The sequence below is a fragment of the Mucilaginibacter frigoritolerans genome (assembly GCF_007830615.1).
GTDB classification, from domain to species: domain Bacteria; phylum Bacteroidota; class Bacteroidia; order Sphingobacteriales; family Sphingobacteriaceae; genus Mucilaginibacter; species Mucilaginibacter frigoritolerans.
In genome coordinates this window covers 37,803-60,251 of record NZ_VLLI01000017.1, presented here as the reverse complement: position 1 = coordinate 60,251, position 22,449 = coordinate 37,803, and the positions used below count along the sequence as shown (strand labels likewise).

The 22,449-nt window shown below is 42.2% G+C and carries 7 protein-coding genes; 2 read left to right on the top strand and 5 right to left on the bottom strand.

Translation table 11 applies throughout. The features are described from left to right. Positions 1-16: 16 nt before the first annotated feature. From JN11_RS22020 to JN11_RS22010, 3 genes are all read right to left on the bottom strand, one after another. Complete coding sequence (locus JN11_RS22020; protein WP_144916200.1) at positions 17-832, bottom strand: HAD-IIA family hydrolase; 816 nt, start codon at positions 830-832, stop codon at positions 17-19. 301 nt (positions 833-1,133) lie between these two features. After that, positions 1,134-2,015, bottom strand: a complete 882-nt coding sequence (locus JN11_RS22015; protein ID WP_144916199.1) for an OmpA/MotB family protein — start codon at positions 2,013-2,015, stop codon at positions 1,134-1,136. 108 nt (positions 2,016-2,123) lie between these two features. Continuing rightward, complete coding sequence (locus JN11_RS22010; protein WP_144916197.1) at positions 2,124-4,583, bottom strand: TonB-dependent receptor domain-containing protein; 2,460 nt, start codon at positions 4,581-4,583, stop codon at positions 2,124-2,126. A 301-nt stretch (positions 4,584-4,884) separates the two neighbouring features. Here JN11_RS22010 and JN11_RS22005 point away from each other — a divergent pair, with 301 nt between their 5' ends. Further along, complete coding sequence (locus JN11_RS22005) at positions 4,885-5,940, top strand: sensor histidine kinase (protein ID WP_211360880.1); 1,056 nt, start codon at positions 4,885-4,887, stop codon at positions 5,938-5,940. Positions 5,941-5,963: 23 nt separating this feature from the next. After that, positions 5,964-6,695: a LytR/AlgR family response regulator transcription factor gene (locus JN11_RS22000; protein ID WP_144916195.1), complete on the top strand. Its 732-nt coding sequence runs from the start codon at positions 5,964-5,966 to the stop codon at positions 6,693-6,695. 184 nt (positions 6,696-6,879) lie between these two features. On the opposite strand, the gene JN11_RS21995 is transcribed toward JN11_RS22000, so the two are convergent. Beyond that, on the bottom strand, positions 6,880-7,917 hold the full coding sequence (locus JN11_RS21995; RefSeq protein WP_246139075.1) for a PorP/SprF family type IX secretion system membrane protein: 1,038 nt from the start codon (positions 7,915-7,917) through the stop codon (positions 6,880-6,882). Positions 7,918-7,926: 9 nt separating this feature from the next. Further along, positions 7,927-22,440 carry a PKD-like domain-containing protein gene (locus JN11_RS21990; RefSeq protein WP_144916194.1) on the bottom strand — a complete coding sequence of 4,838 codons (14,514 nt, stop codon included), beginning with the start codon at positions 22,438-22,440 and terminating at the stop codon, positions 7,927-7,929. Positions 22,441-22,449 lie beyond the last annotated feature (9 nt).

Genomic DNA, 22,449 nt, shown 5'->3' with positions numbered 1-22,449 from the left:
ATAATATAATTTCAACTTAAGCCTTTGAATCTATAACCTCAGGCTCAGCCTTAACCTTTTCCCACCACTTTAACGGAAATGCAATCTCTTCCACCGAACTAACCACCAGATCAGGTTTAAAAGCATAATGGCTTAAATCCTCCTTACGGGCAATACCCGACAGTACTAAAATGGTTTTATAGCCCATTTGCACACCACCTTGTATATCGGTTTCCATTGTATCTCCAACAACGGTAGTCTCTGCGGTTTCCAGACCAAGGTATTTGCGTGCCGAGCGCATCATTACCGGGCTTGGTTTCCCTGTTACAAAGGCTTTGCGTCCGGTGGCCTCTTCAATCATGGCAGTAGTTGCCGCAATCCCCAGGTTATTCCATCCGGGTTTCTTCGGCGAAGGGTCCCTGTTAGTAGTAATAAATTTGGCACCGCCTAAAATCATATCAACCGCCCGTTGAACCATTTCCAGCGTAAAGTTTCTACCTTCACCCAAAACAACAAATTCAGGATCTGTATCAACCAGGGTAATACCATTTTCGTGCAAGCTGGTCAATAAACCACCTTCGCCTAAAACATAAGCAGTACTACCGGGGCCCTGGTCGCCCAAAAACTTTCCGGTTGCCATTGCACTGGTATATACGTGATCTTCGGTAACATTAATACCAAGCCTTTTTAATTTCCTCACCGCTTCCAAACGCGTACGCTGGCTGTTATTGGTCATAAATGTAAAAGGTATATTATTTTTAAGCAGACTGGCTATAAATTTATCGGCGCCTTGTATCAAATTTTCACCGCTATAAATTACACCGTCCATATCAATCAAAAGTCCATGTTTCATAAAACAGTTTTTTAGTAAATACTAAATTTGGCTTTGTTTGCCATTTACCCAAATATAACAAACCATTGGCCAATAATGACAATATATTAACTAAAATGATCTATCATTAACAGTATGATATATTTCATACGGATAATTTCAATTATTGTTAATATTAAATAAAGATTTATAAGCTATTACAAATTGGTTTATTTGATTTATTATCGTGGTAAATATATTAAATAGCCAATATATTGCCAGTATCTATTAATAAAAAACGCCCCTCAGTTTCCCGAAGAGCGTCCATTCACTTTTTTATTTTTTATTTCTGATCCGCGGCAGGTGGTGTCGTTGTTTCCGGTGTTTTGCCAATAAGGGCCATAAACTGATCCAATTTTGGTGTAATAATAATTTGTGTACGCCTGTTTTGAGATTTTCCGGCATCAGTACTGTTATCAGCTATCGGGTTATATTCTCCGCGGCCACCGGCAGTTAATCGCTTAGGATCAACGCCATAATTATTTTGCAATGCCTGTACTACTGAGGATGCTCTCAAAGTACTTAAATCCCAATTATTACGGATATTGGTTTGAGAGATAGGTACATTATCTGTATTACCTTCAATCAGCACATCATAGCTTGAGTAATCATTAATGATCTTGGCAATTTTAGCCAGCGTGGCGCCTGCCTTGTCAGAAATAGCATAGCTGCCTGATTTATATAGCATATTATCGGCAAGTGATATGTAAACCACCCCTTTCAATACTTTAACATCAACACCCTGTACCTCATCAGGAGTTAAAGAACGGGTTAGGTTGGTGGTTAATACCATATTCAGTGAATCGCTGGTATTTTTCAGGTTCACCAGGTGCTGTATGTATTTATTTGATGCATTGATCTCATCAACCAGTTTAGAGATATTTACATTTCCCTGGTTATTACCGGCCAAACATTTGTTTAGCGCATCCTGTAAAGCAAGTGAATTGTTTTGCGCCTGGGCAATTTGATCCTGAAGGCTTTTTACCTGGTTATTTGATACCGCCAGCTCCTGCTGGGTAACCTGCCAGCTTTGTTTCAGGTTACGGTTAGTATCAATTGATTTGTTATAATCTGATTGCAGTGCAGCATATTTTTTATTACTTACACAGCTTTGAAATGCAACTGCCAAAAGCAGTAGTACGGGCAAAATTACTTTAATCTTCATTGTAGTGAAATTTGTAAATGAATTGATTATAGCTATCTATAATCAGTATAGCACTCAACAAAGCATCACCTAAAAAGTTTTCGTGATTTTATTTAGCACTCTGGAATATTAATTCCCAAGTCGCCGTTGTTCCTCTTCTGTTCCCTCACCTGTTTTATTGGATTTCTTACTGGCCGAAGATCCAAATGACCGGTAATAGGTAAGTTTAAATACAGGAACGCGACTGGTTTCAGCCAAATATCCTACACTTGCACTGGAAGAAAAAGCATCCCTGGTAAGCTCGCCTAGTTTACTACGGTAGTTAGCATCATTAAGGAGGTCTGAAACAGATAATTGAAAGGTTCCTCCATTATTTTCAAGCTCCTTTTTAAAACCCAAATTAATCATACTATTTGAATTTGAGCTGAAATTACCATAATACGATGGTGAATTATAATATCCGGAAAGCTCTGCCGAGAAATGTTTTGGTAAACTGAATGTCTCCGTAAAATTAAATGTGCCGCTCAAATATGCTTTTTCAAATGCTTGCGGTGTATAACTTACCCTATATTGTTTAGGGCCGCCGGTAATGGTATAACTCATGTTCCACCAATCGCTTATTTTTACCGGAATGGTGGCTTGTAAGGTTATACTGTTTTGCCAGTCGGCATTCTCAGGCCGCAGGTAAACCAAACCCGGAGTACTGCCGGTAGTAATCTGTGTTTCCAGAATGGGATGATCATCCCTGCTTACCAATAATGAGAATAAGTACCCCGATTTATTAAAACCGAACTTCAAATTATGACTTACCGTTGGTAATAACATGGGGTTACCTGTAAAAACAGATACCGGGTCATTATAAGTTACAAAAGCAGCCAGATCATTATAAGAAGGCCTGCTGATGCGGCTGGTATAGGATAGCTGCCACCCGGCATCAGCACTCAGCTTTTTTGAAAAAACAATATCAGGAAAAAGCATGCCCAACTTTCGGTCAATAGCATAAAGGGCACTTGTACCTGGCTCCGTAACATTTCGCGAATACTCGTACCGGCCACCAATTACCAGGTTGGTTGCCGTATCTAACTGGGCTGTTAACATGGCATAAACCGCACCTATCGTTTCGTTATAAGCCAAATCCCCGTCAAGTCCAACGCTGTTGGCTATCCATTGCCCATCCACCAGGTTTTCAATGCCCGAACTGCTTGAAGTATGCGTATACGTTCCTTTTATACCGCTTTCTATTTTCCATTTGGCATTAAGCTGCCCGGAGTAATCTACTTTAGCAACACCAACTTGTATTAAAGTATTTGCAAGGCTTCTTTGTAAGGGTGAATATAAACTATCGCCCGCTCCTGCTGTTTTTCCCTGATTATTGAGAAAGCTGCTTTGTACATTATTTGTTATGTTGGTATGATATGCGAGGTAATCTGCATCAGCCCTGATCTTTTCTGTTTTACTGATAGTTCTTTCCCAGTACAAACTACTCATCAGGTTATTTGCGTGATTGATGCCTGTAATATGAGAATTAAACACTAATACCGAATCGGGCTTCAATGCATAAAAACCGTAATTATTATCTATTTGATCATATTGCCCAAATGAATAATAAAAGTTACCACCAACAGTAGTTTTCGGGTTAAGATGTATATCTACACCTCCGCTTGCACTTTCATCATTGGTGAGTGGTTTACCTAAACCCGTATAATTAAAAGTTACAGGGCCTCCTACAACGCCTACATTTTCAGTACCATCGGCAAATATCTTATCATAACTCCGGTCGTGCTGATACGAATAATTACTATACCAGTTAATATTTCCGCTATTATGATTAACACTTACAGCAGCCGAAGCTTTTTCGCCCACACCATATCCCGCCGTAGCTGTTAAAGAGCCGTTTGTTCCCTTTCTTTTATTTTTTTTGGTAACTATGTTAATCAAACCTGCATTGCCTTCAGCATCATAATTAGCGGGTGGCGTATTCAGCAGTTCAATTTTTTCAATATTATCTGCACTCATCCCACTGAGCATGCTCACTAACTGATCAGGAGATAAACGAAGTAATTTGCCATCAATCATCACATTTACGCCCGGCTTTCCATTTAAAGCTATCGTGTTATTAGAAGGATTTAACACTACTCCCGGCGATTGCTGCAACACTTGCAAAGCAGAGCTGCCTTTAGTTAAAATGCTATTTTGAACATTTACCGTAAGGCCGCCAGCCTGTTGTTCAACTGCAGGTTTGTTTGCACGGATCACCACTTCTCCCAATTGCTGTTTATTTTCTTTTAAAACGATACGTCCCAAGTCAATTTTCCGCTGCATTGCGCTCACTTCAATAATGGATGAGAGCCATGTTTGATAGCCAACCATAGATACCTTTAATTGATAATTCCCGGATATAACACCATCCAATTGAAATGCTCCTTTTTCATCGCTTAACAAGGTACTGACCTGGATATTACTTTTCATTAAACTAACTGTAGCAAATGCAACAGGACGATTGGCTGTATCAATTAATATCCCCGATACCTGGCCGAATGCAGGAATCAGAAAAGCTGTAAATAATAAGGTGATCAGGAAATATTTCATGCGGTTTGATTTTGATTCAGCAAAAGAATACAGGATTGCTGCTCAATAAAAAACCGATTGACCAATGGTTGAAGCTAAATGCTCAAATACCTAAAAGAGCTTAAATTTCATTTATCAACGCTAAAAATAGCTGTTATAACTGGTTATCATCTATTCAATGTATTTGGTCAATTATTTCGTGCCGTTCAAATAGTTGATTTATAAATCTCATACAATAGCCTTATCTTTAGCTATGGTGTTTATTCCCTCCCAACAAAACTGGTTCATCCGTTACAAATTATACCACCTTCCATTTTGGACAGTGTACAATTATATATGGTGGGCCATATCGCTCGGAGAACCGTTGCATGCCCTTCACGAAATGTTTCTTACCGCATTTTCGGTTAAATTTTTCTTTTATGTATTTATGGAAACAGGAGCTGTTTATTTCAATCTCTATTTCCTTATACCCCGCATACTTCAAAAAGGCAGATATACCGCCTATATAAGTTACCTTGCTTTAACCATATTAATAACCGCCTTGTTAATTGTTCCGGGTTATTACATTAGTGCTTTCTTTTATGGCGGTACCGTAAAAAGTGTTTATGGAGTTTCGGGGCCATACCCCTACCTTCAATTATTTAAAGAAAATCCTATTCAATCAACCATTGCCAGTACCACTTTGGCTATGAGTATTAAACTTACCAAAACCTGGGTCCAATCCCAAAGAAGGCAACAGGCATTGGAAAAAGAAAAGCTTGAAACAGAGCTTAAATTTCTCAAATACCAGTTTAATCCGCATTTTTTGTTTAACAGCATTAACTCTATTTTTTTCCTTATCCATAAAAACCCGGATATGGCATCTGCCTCGCTGGCTAAATTTTCCGAATTATTGCGGCATCAATTGTATGAATGCAATGATCAGCAGATACCCTTAACCAAAGAAATAGCTTATTTGGAGAACTTTATTGAACTGGAGAAACTCCGTCAAAACCCCGACCTGGAAGTAAGTTTTACTACCGAAGGTGATTATCCGGATAACCTGGGTATAGCTCCGTTTATATTAATGACTTTTGTTGAAAATGCATTTAAACATGTTTCCAAACACAAGGGGAAACTTAACTGGATCAATATCCGCATCTTAATTAAGGATAAGCAACTGGATGTTAATATCAGTAACAGCACCACCCAGGATGAACGATCTGAAGTGGTTAACTATGGCGGAATCGGTTTAAAAAATGTAAAAAGGAGGCTTGACCTGATTTATCCGGAGCAATATGAATTGGCCATACAAAACAACACGGAAAGCTTTTTGATTAACTTTTTATTAAAATTGTCTGAATTGGAAGTAAACCACTCTATGCAATTGATGGCCTGATTTTTTCATAATACAGAAAATAAATGATCAACTGTGTAATTATTGATGATGAACCATTGGCCCGTGAGGGGCTTGCCAGTTATGTACGGGAGGTTGATTTTTTAAACCTCAGTGGCACTGGCGAAAACCCTTTGGAATTACTGCCCATGCTTGACAGGCAAGCTGTTGACCTGGTTTTTCTGGATATCCAAATGCCCAAAATGAATGGCATTGATTTTCTGAAGATCCTGCAAAAACCTCCTATGATCATCATTACCACAGCATATCCATCTTATGCATTGGAAGGCTTTCAGTTAAATGTGCTTGATTACTTACTTAAGCCCATTACTTTCGAACGATTTTTTAAAGCCGCTGCCAAGGCCAGAGATTACCAGCGCTTGCTTACTAAACCAATAGCTGGTGAAACTACAAATTTGGAACCCGATGATGATTATTGCTTTATCAGATGCGGGAGTAAATATGAAAAAATCCTTTTCCCCGATATTCTTTATGTAGAAGGAATGCAAAACTATGTAAACATCTACACTCTAAAAGGTAAATATGTTACCATGCTTTCATTGAAAAGCCTGGAAGAAAACTTAAACCAGAAGCTATTTATACGGGTGCATAAATCCTACATCGTAGCCATTAATAAAATAGATGGGATTGAAGGTAATGAAATATTCATTCAAAACAGCCGTGTTCCCATCAGCCGCAATTACAGAGAGCTTGTTATCAGCAAGGTAGTCACCAATAAGCTTCTTGATAAAAGATAATATACTCCAAAACATTCCTTTTAAAACCGTATCTCTAAATCATTCATCCATTTTAAGCAAAACAGCCTTCAATGGCTGCTTTGCAGGATGAAGCCTGAATATTACAGGCTATCATTAAATTAAAAATGGAAAGATATAGGTAGTAAAATGATTGTGTTTAATAGATCTGTGTTGTCTGTCTTCTTTAATAAAACTGATAACAACGTTTGGCGCCTTCAAACCTCGGAGCCGAATCCCCGCCTGAGTTAGGTAGCGTAGTTTCGTATCCAATGCTGCCTTCTGTACTGCCGGCCGTATTACCATAAGTAAGTCCCTGTGCAGCTGCATCATGACTTACCCCAAAACGAAGTTTCTCGCCGCCCTCCGGGTTAATATACAAATCGAATATTAAGGATAGTACCAAAGCACTTGGCCCTGTTTGCTCACCGCTGCGGTATGATACCCCAACATTAACACCATGATGTTTATATTGAACGCCAACGCTGTACGAGTCAAAGTCAGCTTGTTTATAATAAACAACAGAAGGTATTATGTATGATTTATCTTGATCATCAAGGTTTTCAAATTCATCAAGGTCCAGGCGGTAGCTCACATTCGCGTTTATACGTATCGGCAATTTTGCAGGTAAACCAGTAAATGACTCATTGGGTTGGTTAATATGCTGCATAGCTACCCCAATATTAAAATCACTGATAACTAAGTTTGTACCTGCACCTGAGTCAAAATAAAATTTATTATTGAAGGGTAATTGTGAAGCAATGGAAGTATTACTTATAATTCCAAGTGTTGGGTCAAGCTGATCATCAAAAACCAGTTTATTATAGTTAATTGAACGGTTAGTAACCCCTACCTGCAAACCGAAAGAAAGAACAAAATCATCCGAACCAACACTATAAGAGTAAAGTCCGGCTATGTTTGTTTTATCCTGATAAGCTGTACCCTCACTGCTGCGGGTAACCATAAAACCTATCCCACCGCCAAACTGGGGTATATTATAATCAATTGAAGCCGTCGCGTACGAAAGCGTACCCGGTACTGCTGTCCACTGGTTACGATAAATCAGGTTCACCCGTAAATCAGCCGGAAACTGCCCGGTAAGCGCCGGATTAAGATACAAAGGTGCATTGAAAAATTGCGAATACAGGTGATCCTGAGCAAAGCAGGTTACCCCTTTCATCAACAGCACCGATAGTATTAACCACCTCATAATTAATTTATTCATTACTTATGTTTATCTTATTAAATGTATTGGCCCAGTTCTGCTTGGCGGTCCGTTACCATATGACATACCTTTCCATTCTTCGCCGTTAAGAAGCGTTCCTGAACATTGCCATATATAAACCCCTTGTTCTACAACCTTTCCTTTATACGTTCCATCCCATCCTTCGGTTGGTGATCCATTACTGTCAAGCGCAGTTGATTCCCAAAGCAACTGACCGAAATTATTGAACACCTGCATGTGCCATGTCTTCAAACCTGTTCCCTTAACATAGAACGTTTTAAGCTCGGGTTTAGAACTGGCTGGCATAAAGGCATTCGGTATGAAAGCATTACCATGGAATTGGATATTAAGGATTTGTGATGTAACTCCCATACAGCTGCTCCCCGGCGTTGTTGCCGTAAGCGTAACTCTGAATGGTGAATTAGCAATATCATAATGATGCACATTCGGTTCATAAGTGGTTCCGTTTAAAGAGCCATCTCCAAAATCCCAATTATATATCAGAGCAGAAGCTGGTATACCTCCTGGACTAGGCGTTGTATTAAGGAATGTCACGTCGTAATTCCCATCAATTGTATAAGTGAAACTAGGTACAGGATCAGGATACACGGTAAACTCTTTGAATGCTGATACCGGCGCATCACCGCAAGCTACATAACCAGCAGTAATGGAAACATAATAAGTTCCAATAGCCGTAGGTGTGTAACTTAAATCGCTCGTACTAGCCGGAATAGTAACTATAGGATTCTTATTTGAATCATAAATAGTAATGGTAAACTTATCACCACCTGTTGAGATATTCTGGAATGTTATCGGGCTGCCTAAACAAACCGAACTTATATCACCCTTAATTTGTATTTGTGAGGTTAATGTTGAAGGCGCACCAAATATATTTATCGGGGTTGATTTAGCCTGGTCACCGCACTTATCTGTTACAATCATATAAAGCTCATAAGTGGTAGGCTCAGTTGGAGAAACTGGCTGAAAAACAACATCTTCTTTATCAGGATAACTTAAGTGTTGTACTATAGCGCCATTCTGATCAACCAGGTAAAAATCATATTTCACATTATCACCAGGCGATAGATTTTTAGCCGTTAAAGTAAACGTACCGCATGAACTTACCTGACTAGGTAAAAGCTGAGCAATTGGCACCAGCGAACTAACCGTCACCTGGGCAACAAAAGGTGTTTGCGACCCGCAATTACTCAAAGGCGTTAAACTGATATCATACGTTTTTTCCGTACCATCACTCGAAGGTGGGAAAGTATGTGGCGGCGGATTTATGGCAGTAACAGAAGGTGAACCATCACCAAAGTTCCATACAAATGTTCCGACAGGAGATGGTGTTGAAGTATTGGTAAAGGCTACAATTGTTGGGCCACAACCATTGCTCTTATCCATGGTAAAGCTTGGAACTATATCCGTATGTACCCCAACATTAACAACTGATTCTGTATTAGCACATGGTGGCAAACCAAAAATCGTCCATTTAAAGGTATAAGTATTGTCGCCGGATAACCCTGTAACTTGTGTTGAATAATTTGACGGAGTTACAATATTTACTGCCGGGCCCGCCGTTTGTGTCCATACACCACCACCAGCTCCGGGATAATTTCCGTTTAAAGTGATGGTCGTTTGATTACAAACATTAAAGTCCTGACCTGCCTGTGAAACCGTGGTTGGGTCGTTTACAGTAATAGTTGTTGGCGTCGATGCCACATCAGCACATGAGGTGCCATTATGTAAAATAGCGTGATACTGTGTTGTGCGTGTTAAGTTTAAATAAGTTTGGGTTGTAGTGGAATTAGCAATAGGCTGCCATGAAGCTCCATTATCAATAGATGACTCCCAGCGAACAATAGTACCAAATTGACCGGTAAGGGTAACTTGTCCCTCATTACTTCCCCAACAAACGGTAGCCGGGCTGGATGTTGTTCCCCCAATTGGTGCCTTATCAATAGTTATTGTTACTACTGCGTTACTTGGCGGGCAATATTTTGAACCAGTAATGGCCCAGTTAAATACATAAATATTCCCAGGGATAAGACCGTTTACTACCGCATTAGGGTTGGTAGGATCTGAGAAAGTAACACCGGCAGGACCTTGCACTACTGTCCACAAACCGGTTCCCGGTGCCGGATTATTACCATGAAGCGTGTAAGTAGTTACACTACAAACCACATCGTTAGGACCCGGTACAGATACTACCGGTAGCGGATCAACTATAATAGTGGTTGATGTTGATACTACATCACCGCAAGTAGTACCATTATGTACAACACCTCTAAATTGGGTAGTTTGCGTTAAATCTGAGTAGCGCTCAGTATTGTTTGTATTAGAAATTGGTTGCCAGGTAGCCCCGTTATCAGTGGAGAATTCCCAACGTATTATACTTCCAAACTGCCCTGTAAGATCAATTTGTCCTGCATTGTTACCATAACAAACTTCAGTAGTTGGAGCGGTAGTTGTTCCTCCAATTGGAGCTTTATCTATATTTATGGTTACAATATCTGTTGTTGGCGGGCAGGAAGCTGTGCCGGTTATTGTCCATTCAAACTGATAAGTATTTCCTGGTATTAACCCGCTTACCACCGCTGTTGGAGAAGTAGGATCAGAGAACGTTGCTCCGGCTGGCCCATTAAATACGGTCCATTTCCCTGTTCCTGTTCCGGCATTATTACCATTCAGATTGTAAGCAGTTGCATTACAAACTGTTTCGTCTGAACCGGCATCAGCTTGCACAGGTGGTTGATCAACCGTTATTGTAGTGGCAGTTGAAGGTACATCAGCGCAGGTACTGCTGTTGTGCAAAATGGCACGATACTGAGTTGTTTGAGTAAGGTTAACATATAACTGGGTAACACTTATGTTGGCAATTGGCTGCCAGGTTGAGCCATTATTTGTAGATGATTCCCAACGAACTACGGTACCAAATTGGCCGGTAAGTGTAATCTGTCCGGAGTTACTACCTGAACATACTTCGGCAATGCCGGAAGTTGTTCCGCCTATTGGGGCTTTATCTATGATAATATTTACCAGATCAGAGGTTGGCGGGCAAGATGCAGTACCGGTTATGGTCCATTTAAACTGGTAAGTATTTCCTGGAATCAATCCGCTAACTATGGCATTTGGATTGGTAGCATCAGAAAAAGTTGTACCAGCCGGACCACTTTCAACTGTCCACAATCCTGTTCCCGGTGCTGGGTTGTTACCATTAAGATTGTATGAGGTTACACTACAAACCTCCGCATCTGCTCCTGCATTTGCTGCAACAGGTGGCATATCAACAGTTATAACTGTTACGGTTGAGGTAACATCAGCACAGGTATTACTATTATGTAAAACCGCCCGGTATTGAGTTGTTTGTGTTAAGTTGGAGTAGTGCTGTGTATTATTTGTATTGGCTATAGGCTGCCAGGTTGCTCCATTATCAGTTGAAAATTCCCAACGCACAATGGTACCGAACTGGCCTGCCAGGCTAATAACACCCGAGTTACTTCCCGAACATACTTCAGCAGTTCCGGAGGTTGTTCCGCCTATTGGTGCCTGATCTATAGTAATATTAACAATATCTGTTGATGGCGGGCAGGAAGCTGTTCCTGTTATCGTCCATTCAAACTGGTAAACATTGCCTGGTATTAATCCGCTTACTATAGCATTTGGGTTAGTCGGATCAGAGAAAGTAGCTCCCGCCGGGCCATTAAATACAGTCCACATTCCGGTTCCTGTACCCGGACTATTACCATTAAGGGTATAAGTTGCTGTACTACAAACCTCATCATCTGTTCCTGCATCTGACGTAACCGGTGGTAAGTCAACCGTTATGGTAGTTGCGGTTGAAGTAACATCGGCACAAGTAGCACTATTATGCAATACTGCTCTGAATTGAGTTGTTTGTGTCAGATTGAAATATGCTTGTGCGTTAGTGGCATTAGCAATCGGTTGCCAGGTGGCTCCTCCATCTGTTGATGATTCCCAGCGTACGATGGTACCAAACTGCCCTAATAAATTAATTTGGCCTGTATTGCTGCCAGAACAAACTTCAGCCGGGCTTGATGTCGTTCCTCCAATAGGTGCCTTATCAATCGTAATATTTACAACATCGGTACTTGGAGGACAAGAAGCAGTGCCTGTTATGGTCCATTGGAACTGGTAAACATTACCTGGAATCAGTCCGCTTACTACAGCATTCGGACTTGCAACATTAGAGAAAGTTGCACCGGCAGGTCCACTTACGATAGACCATGCTCCTGTTCCCGTTCCCGGATTATTACCGCGCAGTGTATAAGTTGTTACACTACAAACCTCATCTGCCGGGCCTGCATTGGCTACAACCGGCGGTTGGTCAACAGTAATAGTGGTAGCAGTTGAAGTTACATCAGCACAAGTAGCGCTATTATGTAAAACTGCTCTATATTCGGTTGTTTGAGTTAAGTTAAAGTATGACTGTGCGGTATTTGTATTTGCAATTGGTTGCCAGGTAGTACCATTATCTGTTGATGACTCCCAACGAACTATAGCACCAAACTGACCTGCAAGTGCAATACTACTACCATTACTGCCCGAACATACAGTGGCAGGGGCAGATGTTGTTCCACCTACCGGCGGCTGGTCAATAATAACAGTAACAATGCTACTGCTTGGAGGACAGGAAGCTGAACCGGTTATGGTCCATTTAAATTGATAGGCATTGCCCGGAATAAGTCCGTTTACTACAGCATTTGGTGCAGTATCATCCGAGAAAGTAGCGCCTGCAGGGCCACTGAATATAGTCCATTTACCGGTGGCTGGTGCCGGATTGTTACCCTGAAGGGTATAAGTGGTTACATTACAAACTTCGGCACCGGCACCTGCATTAGCTACAGGCGGAGGGGTATCAACAGTTATAGTTGTTGCGGTTGAAGTTACATCGGCACAAGTAGCACTATTATGTAAAACGGCGCGGTATTCAGTAGTTTGTGTTAAGTTTAAATAAGATTGTGATGCACCGGTATTGGCTATTGGCAACCAGGTAACACCATTATCAGTTGATGATTCCCAACGAGCAATAGTACCAAATTGTCCGGCAAGTGTAATCGTACCACCGTTACTGCCCGAGCAAACTTCGGCAGGTGCAGAAGTTGTTCCACCTATAGGTGGCAAATCAATGGTAATATTAACTACAGCAGAACTTGGCGGACATGACACAGACCCGGTAATGGTCCATTGAAACTGGTACACACTTCCTGGTATCAATCCGCTTACTGTTGCATTAGGATCAGCAGCATTAGAGAAAATTGCACCTGCCGGACCACTGTTAATAGTCCAAAGTCCGCTTCCCGGTGCCGGAGCATTTCCGTGCAGTGTATATGTGGTAACGTTACAAACTTCATCATCTGTTCCCGCATTGGCAACAACCGGAGGTGCAACAACAGTTATAGTAGTTGCCGTTGAAGCAACATCAGCACAAGTACTGCTATTATGTATAACCGCACGGTATTGGGTTGTTTGTGTTAAGTTTGTATAGGATTGTGCAGCACTTGTATTAGCAATAGGCTGCCAGGTTGTTCCACCATCAGTTGAAAATTCCCAGCGAACAACCGTACCAAACTGACCACTAAGCGTAATTTGTCCGGTATTACTGCCTGAACACACTGTAGCGTCAGTTGCTGTAGATCCTCCTACTGGTGCCTTATCAATAGTTATATTTACTATAGCAGAACTAGGTGGACATGAAGCCGAGCCGGTAATAGTCCATTTAAATTGATAAACGCTTCCTGGTATCAATCCGCTTACGGTAGCATTTGGATTGGTAGCATCAGAGAAAATAGCACCTGAAGGTCCGCTATTCACAGTCCATAAACCAGTTCCGGGAGCAGGGCTATCACCATGTAGCGTATAAGAAGTTACACTACAAACTTCTGCATCAGAACCTGCATTAGCAACAGGTGGAGGTGCATCAACTGTTATGGTAGTAGTGCTTGAAGTAACATCGGCACAAGTAGAACTATTATGTATAACTGCCCTATATATAGTGGTTTGGGTTAAATTGGTATAAGACTGTGTAGGGCCCGTATTAGCAATTGGTTGCCAGGTTGTTCCGCCATCTGTTGATGATTCCCAACGTAATATAGTGCCAAATTGACCGGCAAGGGCTATTTGGCCGTTATTGCTTCCAGAACAAACTTCAGCAGGGCTGGAAGTAGTACCACCTATAGGTGCTTTATCTATAGTAATGTTTACTATTGAAGAACTTGGCGGACATGAAGCTGTAGCCGTGATAGTCCACTTAAACTGATAGGTGCTCCCTGGTATTAATCCATTTACTACTGTATTTGGATTGGTGGCATCTACAAATGTTGCACCGGCAGGGCCAATATTAACAGTCCATTTTCCGGTTCCGGTGCCTGGACTATTACCACTAAGCGTATAAGTTGTTACACTACAAACCTCTGCATCAGCACCAGCATTTGCTACCACAGGAGGCAGATCAACAGTTATGGTAGTTGTGGTTGAAGTAACATCGGCACAAGTAGCGCTATTGTGTAAAACAGCCCTGTATGTTGTTGTTTGGGTTAAATTAGTATAAACCTGTGTAAGGCCGGTATTAGCAATTGGTTGCCAGGTTGTTCCGCCATCGGTTGACGATTCCCAACGAACAACTGTACCAAATTGGCCGGCAAGGGCTATTTGGCCGTTATTGCTTCCAGAACAAACTTCAGCAGGGCTGGAAGTAGTACCGCCTATAGGTGCTTTATCTATTGTAATATTTACTATTGAAGAACTTGGAGGACAAGAGGCCGTAGCAGTGATTGTCCATTTGAACTGATAGGTACTTCCTGGTATTAATCCGTTTACTACTGTATTCGGATTGGTGGCATCCGCAAATACGGCACCGGCAGGGCCACTATTTACAGTCCATTTTCCTGTTCCGGTGCCTGGACTATTACCACTAAGCGTATAAGTTGTTACACTACAAACCTCTGCATCAGCACCGGCGTTGGCCACCACCGGTGGCAAATCAACTGTTATGGTAGTAGTGCTTGAAGTTACATCGGCACAAGTAGAACTATTATGTAAAACAGCTCTGTATGTTGTTGTTTGGGTTAAATTAGTATAAACCAGTGTAAGGCCGGTATTAGTAATTGGTTGCCAGGTTGTTCCGCCATCGGTTGATGATTCCCAACGAACAACAGTACCAAATTGACCGGTAAGAGCTATTTGACCGGTATTGCTTCCCGAACAAACTTCAGCAGGGCTGGAAGTGGTACCGCCTATTGGTGCTTTATCTATTGTAATATTTACTATTGAAGAACTTGGAGGACAAGAGGCCGTAGCGGTGATGGTCCACTTAAACTGATAGGTGCTCCCTGGTATTAATCCATTTACTACTGTATTTGGATTGGTGGCATCTACAAATGTTGCACCGGCAGGACCACTATTAACAGTCCATTTTCCTGTTCCGGTGCCTGGACTATTACCACTAAGCGTATAAGTTGTTACACTACAAACTTCTGCATCAGCACCAGCGTTAGCTACAACCGGAGGCAAGTCGACAGTTATAGTAGTTACTGTTGAAGTCACATCGGCACAAGTATTACTGTTATGTAAAACGGCACGATATTCGGTTGTTTGAGTCAGATTATTATATGCCTGGGTTGTACCTGTATTAACGATAGACTGCCAGGTTGTTCCACCATCAGTTGATGATTCCCAACGAAGAACGGTTCCGAATTGGCCTGTGAGGGTGATCTGTCCAACATTGCTACCCGAACACACAGTGGCATTGCTCGAAGTTGTTCCGCCTATTGGAGCCTTGTCTATGGTAATATTTACCGTAGCAACACTAGGCGGACACGAGGTGGAAGCACCTGTTATGGTCCATTTAAATTGATAAATATTCCCCGGTATTAATCCGGTTACTGTAGCATTTGGATTCGTAACATCAGAGAAAACTGCTCCGGCAGGACCATTATTAACCGTCCATTTTCCTGTTCCGGTTCCCGGACTGTTCGCGCTAAGCGTATAAGTAGTTACACTACAAACTTCTGCGTCAGCACCTGCATTGGCAGTAGTTGGCGGTGCATCCACCGTTATTGTTGTTGGGGTTGATTTAACATCGGCACAAGCATTGCCATTATGTACGTCAGCCCTATACTCAGTTGTTTGAGTTAAATTTAAATAAGAAAGCGAAGCTGTAGCATTAGCTACCGGCTGCCAGGTAACACCATTATCAACTGATGATTCCCATTGTAATACTGAACCGAGTTGTCCACTTAGTGTAATCGTTCCACCGTTACTGCCCGAGCAAACTTCGGCAGTACCTGATGTGGTTCCTCCTACTGGTGCAGCATCAATAGTGATATTTACGGTATTGCTGCTTGGCGGACAGCTAGATGTAGGTGAACTGGTAATGGTCCATTTAAATTGATAAAGATTTCCAGGTATTAATCCGCTCGCTATAGCATTTGGATTGGTAGCATCAGAGAAGGTAACCCCTGCCGGACCACCGCTGACCGTCCATTTACCTGTTCCAGGCGACGGGTTATTTCCCTGTAATGTGTAACTTGTTACATTACAAACCTCAGCATTAGCCCCTGGATTAGATACAACCGGCATTGGATCAACAGTTATAATAGCCGGAGTTGAAAATACATCGGCACAGGTGTTGCTATTATGCAATATGGCCCTGTATTCTGTATTTTGAGTTAAATTGGTAAAGCTTTGAGTGTTAGTTGAGTTACCAATGGGCTGCCAGGTAGCACCATTATCTGTTGACATTTGCCAGCCAAATATGGTACCAAACTGACCTGTAAGGGTAACTTGCCCGCCGTTACTGCCATAACAGACTTCGGCAGGATTTGCAGTTGCCGTTCCGCCTACCGGTGGTTTATCAATGGTTATAGTGGCGGTACTGCTGTTTGAAGGACAAGTAGCCGATGTGGTAATTGTCCATTCAAATTGGTACACGTTTCCTGGAATTAATCCGTTTGCAATAGCATTTGGATTAGTAGCATCTGAAAAAGTTACGCCTGCCGGTCCGCTAACAACAGTCCATAAACCGGTACCCGGAGAAGGATTATTACCATGAAGAGCATAAGAAGTAACACCGCAAACTTCATCATCAGGGCCTGCCGATGAAGCAATAGGCAATGGTGCAACAGTAATAGTTGTTATTGATGAAGCAACATCAGCGCAAGTACTGCTATTATGTAATATAGCACGGTACTCGGTTGTTTGCGTTAAATTTGAATAAGATTGTGTTGTTCCCGTATTAGCAATGGTTTGCCAGGTAGTTCCGTTATCAACAGACATTTCCCAACGTACAATGGTTCCGAATTGACCTGCAAGGGTAATTTGTCCGCCATTACTTCCAATACAAACAGTAGTGTTGCTTGATGTAGTTCCTCCTACCGGTGGCGCATCAATAGTGATAGTTACCGAATTACTGCTCGAAGGACAGCTTGATGAACCGGTGATGGTCCATTGAAATTGATAAATGCCAGGAGTAAGACCGCTAACTACGGCATGAGGATTGGTTGGATCAGAAAATACAGCCCCTGTCGGACCACTAAGAACGGTCCATAGGCCTGTTCCCGGTGAAGGATTATTACCTTGCAGCGTATAAGTAGTAGCCCCACAAACTTCATCATTAGCACCCGGTACAGATGTAACCGGTAACGGCATTACAGTAATAGTAGTTGGTGTTGAATTTACATCCGGACATGCACCATTATGCAATACAGCCCTGTACTCAGTGGTTTGAGTTAAATTTAAATACGATTGTGTGGCGCTGGTATTGGCAATTGCCTGCCATGTAGTACCTCCGTCAACAGATGACTCCCAACGAACAATTGTACCCGACTGACCTGCAAGTGTAACCTGACCACCATTTGTACCAATACACACGGTTTTAGTACCTGATGTGGTTCCGCCAACCGGTGATTTATCAATAGTGATAGTAACTGAATTGCTGCTTGGCGGACAAGTTCCCGGGCTTGTAATGGTCCATTTAAATTGATAAACACTTCCCGGAATCAGGTTGCTTACTACCGCAGCAGGATTGGTTGGATCGGAGAACGTTGCTCCAGCCGGACCACTAAGAACGGTCCATAGGCCTGTTCCCGGTGATGGGTTATTACCCTGAAGCGTATAAGTAGTGGTACTGCAAACCTCATCATTAGCACCTGGTGCTGATGCTACAGGTAATGGCGAAACAGTAATGGTAGTTGGAGCTGATGGTACATCAGCGCATACGCCATTATGTAAAATAGCTCTGTATTCGGTAGTTTGAGTTAAGTTTAAATAAGATTGAGTGGTGCCGGTATTGGCAATCGGCTGCCAGGTGGTTTCTCCGTCAACTGATGATTCCCAACGAACTACGGCACCAAACTGGCCGGCAAGTGTGATCTGGGCACCATTACTTCCGGTACAAACAATGGCGTTGCTGGAGGTGGTTCCACCTACCGGTGATTTATCAATAACAATATTTACAGAATTTGTGCTTGGGGCACATACTCCTGAATTTTTAATAGTCCATTGAAACTGATAAACACTTCCGGGAATTAAATTACTTACAACCGCAAAAGGATTAGTAGGATCAGAGAATGTTGCTCCGGCAGGGCCGCTCACCACTGTCCACATACCTGTTCCCGGTGATGGATTATTTCCCTGAAGCGTATAGGCAGTAACGTTACAAACTTCGTCAGCAGGCCCGGCGTTTGCGGTTACAGGTGGCGAATCAACAGTTACCGTAGTTGCCGTTGACGGCACATTGGCACATATTGTACCATTTTGTAAAATAGCTCTAAACTCGGTAGTTTGGGTTAAATTTGAATAAGATTGGGTAACACCTGTATTGGTGATAGCCTGCCAGGTAGTGCCGTTATCTATTGATGATTCCCAGCGTAATACTGTACCAAACTGACCAGAAAGAGTAATCTGTCCATTATTACTTCCCATGCAGACTTCAGCAGTTCCAGCTGTGGTACCACCTACGGGAGGTTTATCAATAATTATAGTTACTGTTTTACTATTTATAGGACAGCTTCCGGTAGCGGTAATGGTCCATTGAAACTGGTAGGTGCTTCCGGGCATTAAATTACTTACAACCGCATTTGGATTGGTTGGATCAGAAAAAGTTGCTCCTGAGGGGCCACTTACCACTGTCCATGCGCCGGTGCCTGGTGATGGGCTATTACCTTGAAGAGTGTAAGTAGTAGCATTACAAACTTCATCATTAGGGCCAGCATTAGCGGCTACAGGAGGTGCATCAACTTTTATTTGTGTAGCGGTAGACGGCACATCTGTACATACACCATTATGAATAACAGCTCTGAATTGAGTAGTTACTGTTAAATTTAAATATGACTGAACCGTAGTGGTATTGGCAATAGGCTGCCAGGTAGCTCCGCCATCAACAGATGATTCCCATTGCAAAACTGTACCAGACTGCCCGGTTAGTGTAATGGTACCGCTGTTACTACCTGAACAAACTTCAGCAGGGCTTGAGGTTGTACCTCCTACTGGAGGAGTATCATCCGTAATTTTAACAATACTGCTACTTGACGGGCAGGTTGCATAATAAGATGTGGTCCATTGAAACTGATAAACACCTCCCGGTACCAATCCGCTTACAACGGCAGTAGGGCTAGTAACATCAGAAAAAGTTATTATTCCCGGGATACTTGAACTAACTACTGTCCACTTACCTGATCCAGGTAAAGCACTGTTTCCTTGTAATGTATAAGAAGTAGCGTTACAAATTTCTGTATTCGGGCCTGCGTTTGCAATTACAGGCGAAGGTTCAACAGTAATTGAGGTACTTACTGGCGGACCTGCGCATGTACCATTATAAGGGGTAACGCTATAGGTAACCGTTCCGGGAATCGTATTGCTGTTAACCAAAACATCCTGAATACTGGTGGTACTTTTAGCTGTCGATTGGTTGGTATTACCAGTAATACCCGCTGATGCGGTACTGGTCCAGGTATAAGTTGTATTAGCAACGTTTGATGTTAAGGTAATATTTGCGGGCAAATTACTACATATTGGTGTAGTAACCGGCGCGGCAGTTATAACCGGCAAAGGATGAATGGTAACCTTTAAGGTAAAAACATTACCAGGGCATCCGTTAAGCGTTGGGGTTATTAAGTAAGTAACCACGGCATCAACGTTACCTGTATTGGTAATTACATCTGTTATGCTGCTGCCACTGCCCGAAGCTGTAAAACCTGTTGGGGTTCCTGTAGTAGCCGACGCTGTCCATGTAAAGGTAGTACCTGGCTGGTTGGCTGTTATAGTATAACTTAAGGCCTGTTTAGAACAAGTCGCTGCCGTTGTTGCGCTGGTTACAGCAGGTGTTGGGGTAATATTTATGGTAATATTGTCTGTTGCAATATTACATGGTGCAGGTATAGATGCATTACCCTGCAAAGTTAATGTAACTGAACCTGCAGCTATTTCACCAGTTGTAGGCGTATAAACAGCATTTAAAACTGTTCTGCTTGGATTAAATGTTCCAGCCCCTCCTACCCACTGGTAAGAAGAATATGTACCTGTAACTGAGCCGGCCAGCGTAGTTGCCGGAGCACTCGCACATACCGTTTGATCCGGGCCTGCATTTACTATAGGAGCTACGCCTAAGGTAATATGCTGCACTGCAAAAGTACTCCCACAAGTATTTTGGTTAGTAACCGTTACTGTGTACGCGGCTATATCATTAAATTGTATTTGCGGATATTCACTATTTGCCGTTGTACCGCCAACAAAACTATAGGTACCCCCGGTAACTGTCCAACTATAACTTGTGGGCTGCGCAACCGTTGTGCCACCAAAAGTAGTTTTGGTAGTAGTTTGAGTAGGATCGAAAGTTAATGTTTGCGGATTGCCGCAAAGCGTTAAGGCTGCCGAAAGTGATGCTGTTGGAGGGCCATCAATGTTAATGGTTTGCGTAGTAGTAATGGTTCCGCAACCAGATAACATTCCTAGTTGTACAGTATAAGTTCCTGCTGCAGAAAACACCATTTGTGGTGTTTTGCTTGTTGATGAAGTACCACCTGTATAAGAAACCGTTCCCGGGCCAGTTGCTGACCAGCTATAAGTAGCAGTACTGCAAATATTGAAAGAGACTGATGTATTTACAGGGGTTACAGCCGTTCCGGCACAAGCCTCTGGTGCTATAGTAAATGCCGGTACTGGCGGTTGTTCAAAACAAATAGTTTGAGTATAATCAGCAGATTGACAGCCAATGCCAGTTGCTGGTAGTTCCGAATGAAGTGTTAGGGTATGTGTACCCGAGGTCATACCCGCTGGGAAAATAAATGAAGTACTCAATGGTACTCCCTGATAACCTGTTACCGCAACACCATCTAAAGTCCAATCATATAATGCACCAGGGTTAGCCGTACAGCTTGCTGTAGTGGCATTTGGATCGGGTCCGGGTTGCGATGTATTGGGGATAGTTAATGAACTGTTGGTACAAGCAATAGCCGGAGCTGTAAAACTAGTAATCGGGGTTATCAATACTTTTGCCGAAATTCCCGGGGGCGCTGAAACCTCACCGCAAAAAGGGCTATATGCCTGGTTTTGTACATAAAATGAGTTGGCCACACCATTTCCGGCCTGACCGCATGATGGTAGTGTAAAGGTATGCGACACCACGCCACCAAGTGCTGCTATCTGACATTCGGTATAAGTAGTACTTGTACCATCGCCCCAGCTTACCACATAGGTATTTCCCGGATAATTTGCCGATATACCTGAAGGGCCGGTAGTTGCAATAGTATAAGACAATACACCCTGTCCACTGGCTAAACAAACAAAACCATTACCGGCAGATCCAAAATTGTTTTGGATCACGTTATTGATTAACTGATAACCTTTGGTGGAAACATCGCCGCTGGCATCCTGATTTTTAACAACTATAGTATAATTTGAGGTGTTAGCTGTAAAGGTATAGCTACCCCCTGTAGGAATACTAACTCCTGGAGCTTCATAACCCTGGGTTTGTTCATTAAAGAATGTGGCTGTAGTTGTACCTGTGGATGACGTATTTTTAATACTAAATGTAGCACCACTTATACCAATACATCGGCCGAAAATATTTGGATCTGAACCTATTGGCGTTGATGTTACGGTAGAGGTAACGCCGCTATTAGTATTAATGGAAAAAGCCGATGAAACACTACTGGTTACAGCCGGGCTGGTAGATTGTACCTCTACCTTGTATCCCGCACCTGCAGGTGTACCATTAGGAATTGTTGCATTAATAAAGCCGGCATAAAAGCCGGTATAGGTTCCTATCAAAGTTCCTGGAGAAAAATTACCTGATGCATCAGACAAATAAACATTAAATGTATTGTTCTGATTAATGCAGCCTCCTGCATCATTAATGTTTATCGGAACGGCAATAGTTGAACCCTGACTATAAGGACCCGCATCAACGGTTCCAACGGTTATAGTTTGAGCAAATACACCCTTAAGAAGGAACAAGGTGAATATGGATAAGAAAAATAAACGTTTTGTAGATGTTTGGTTCATCAATATCCT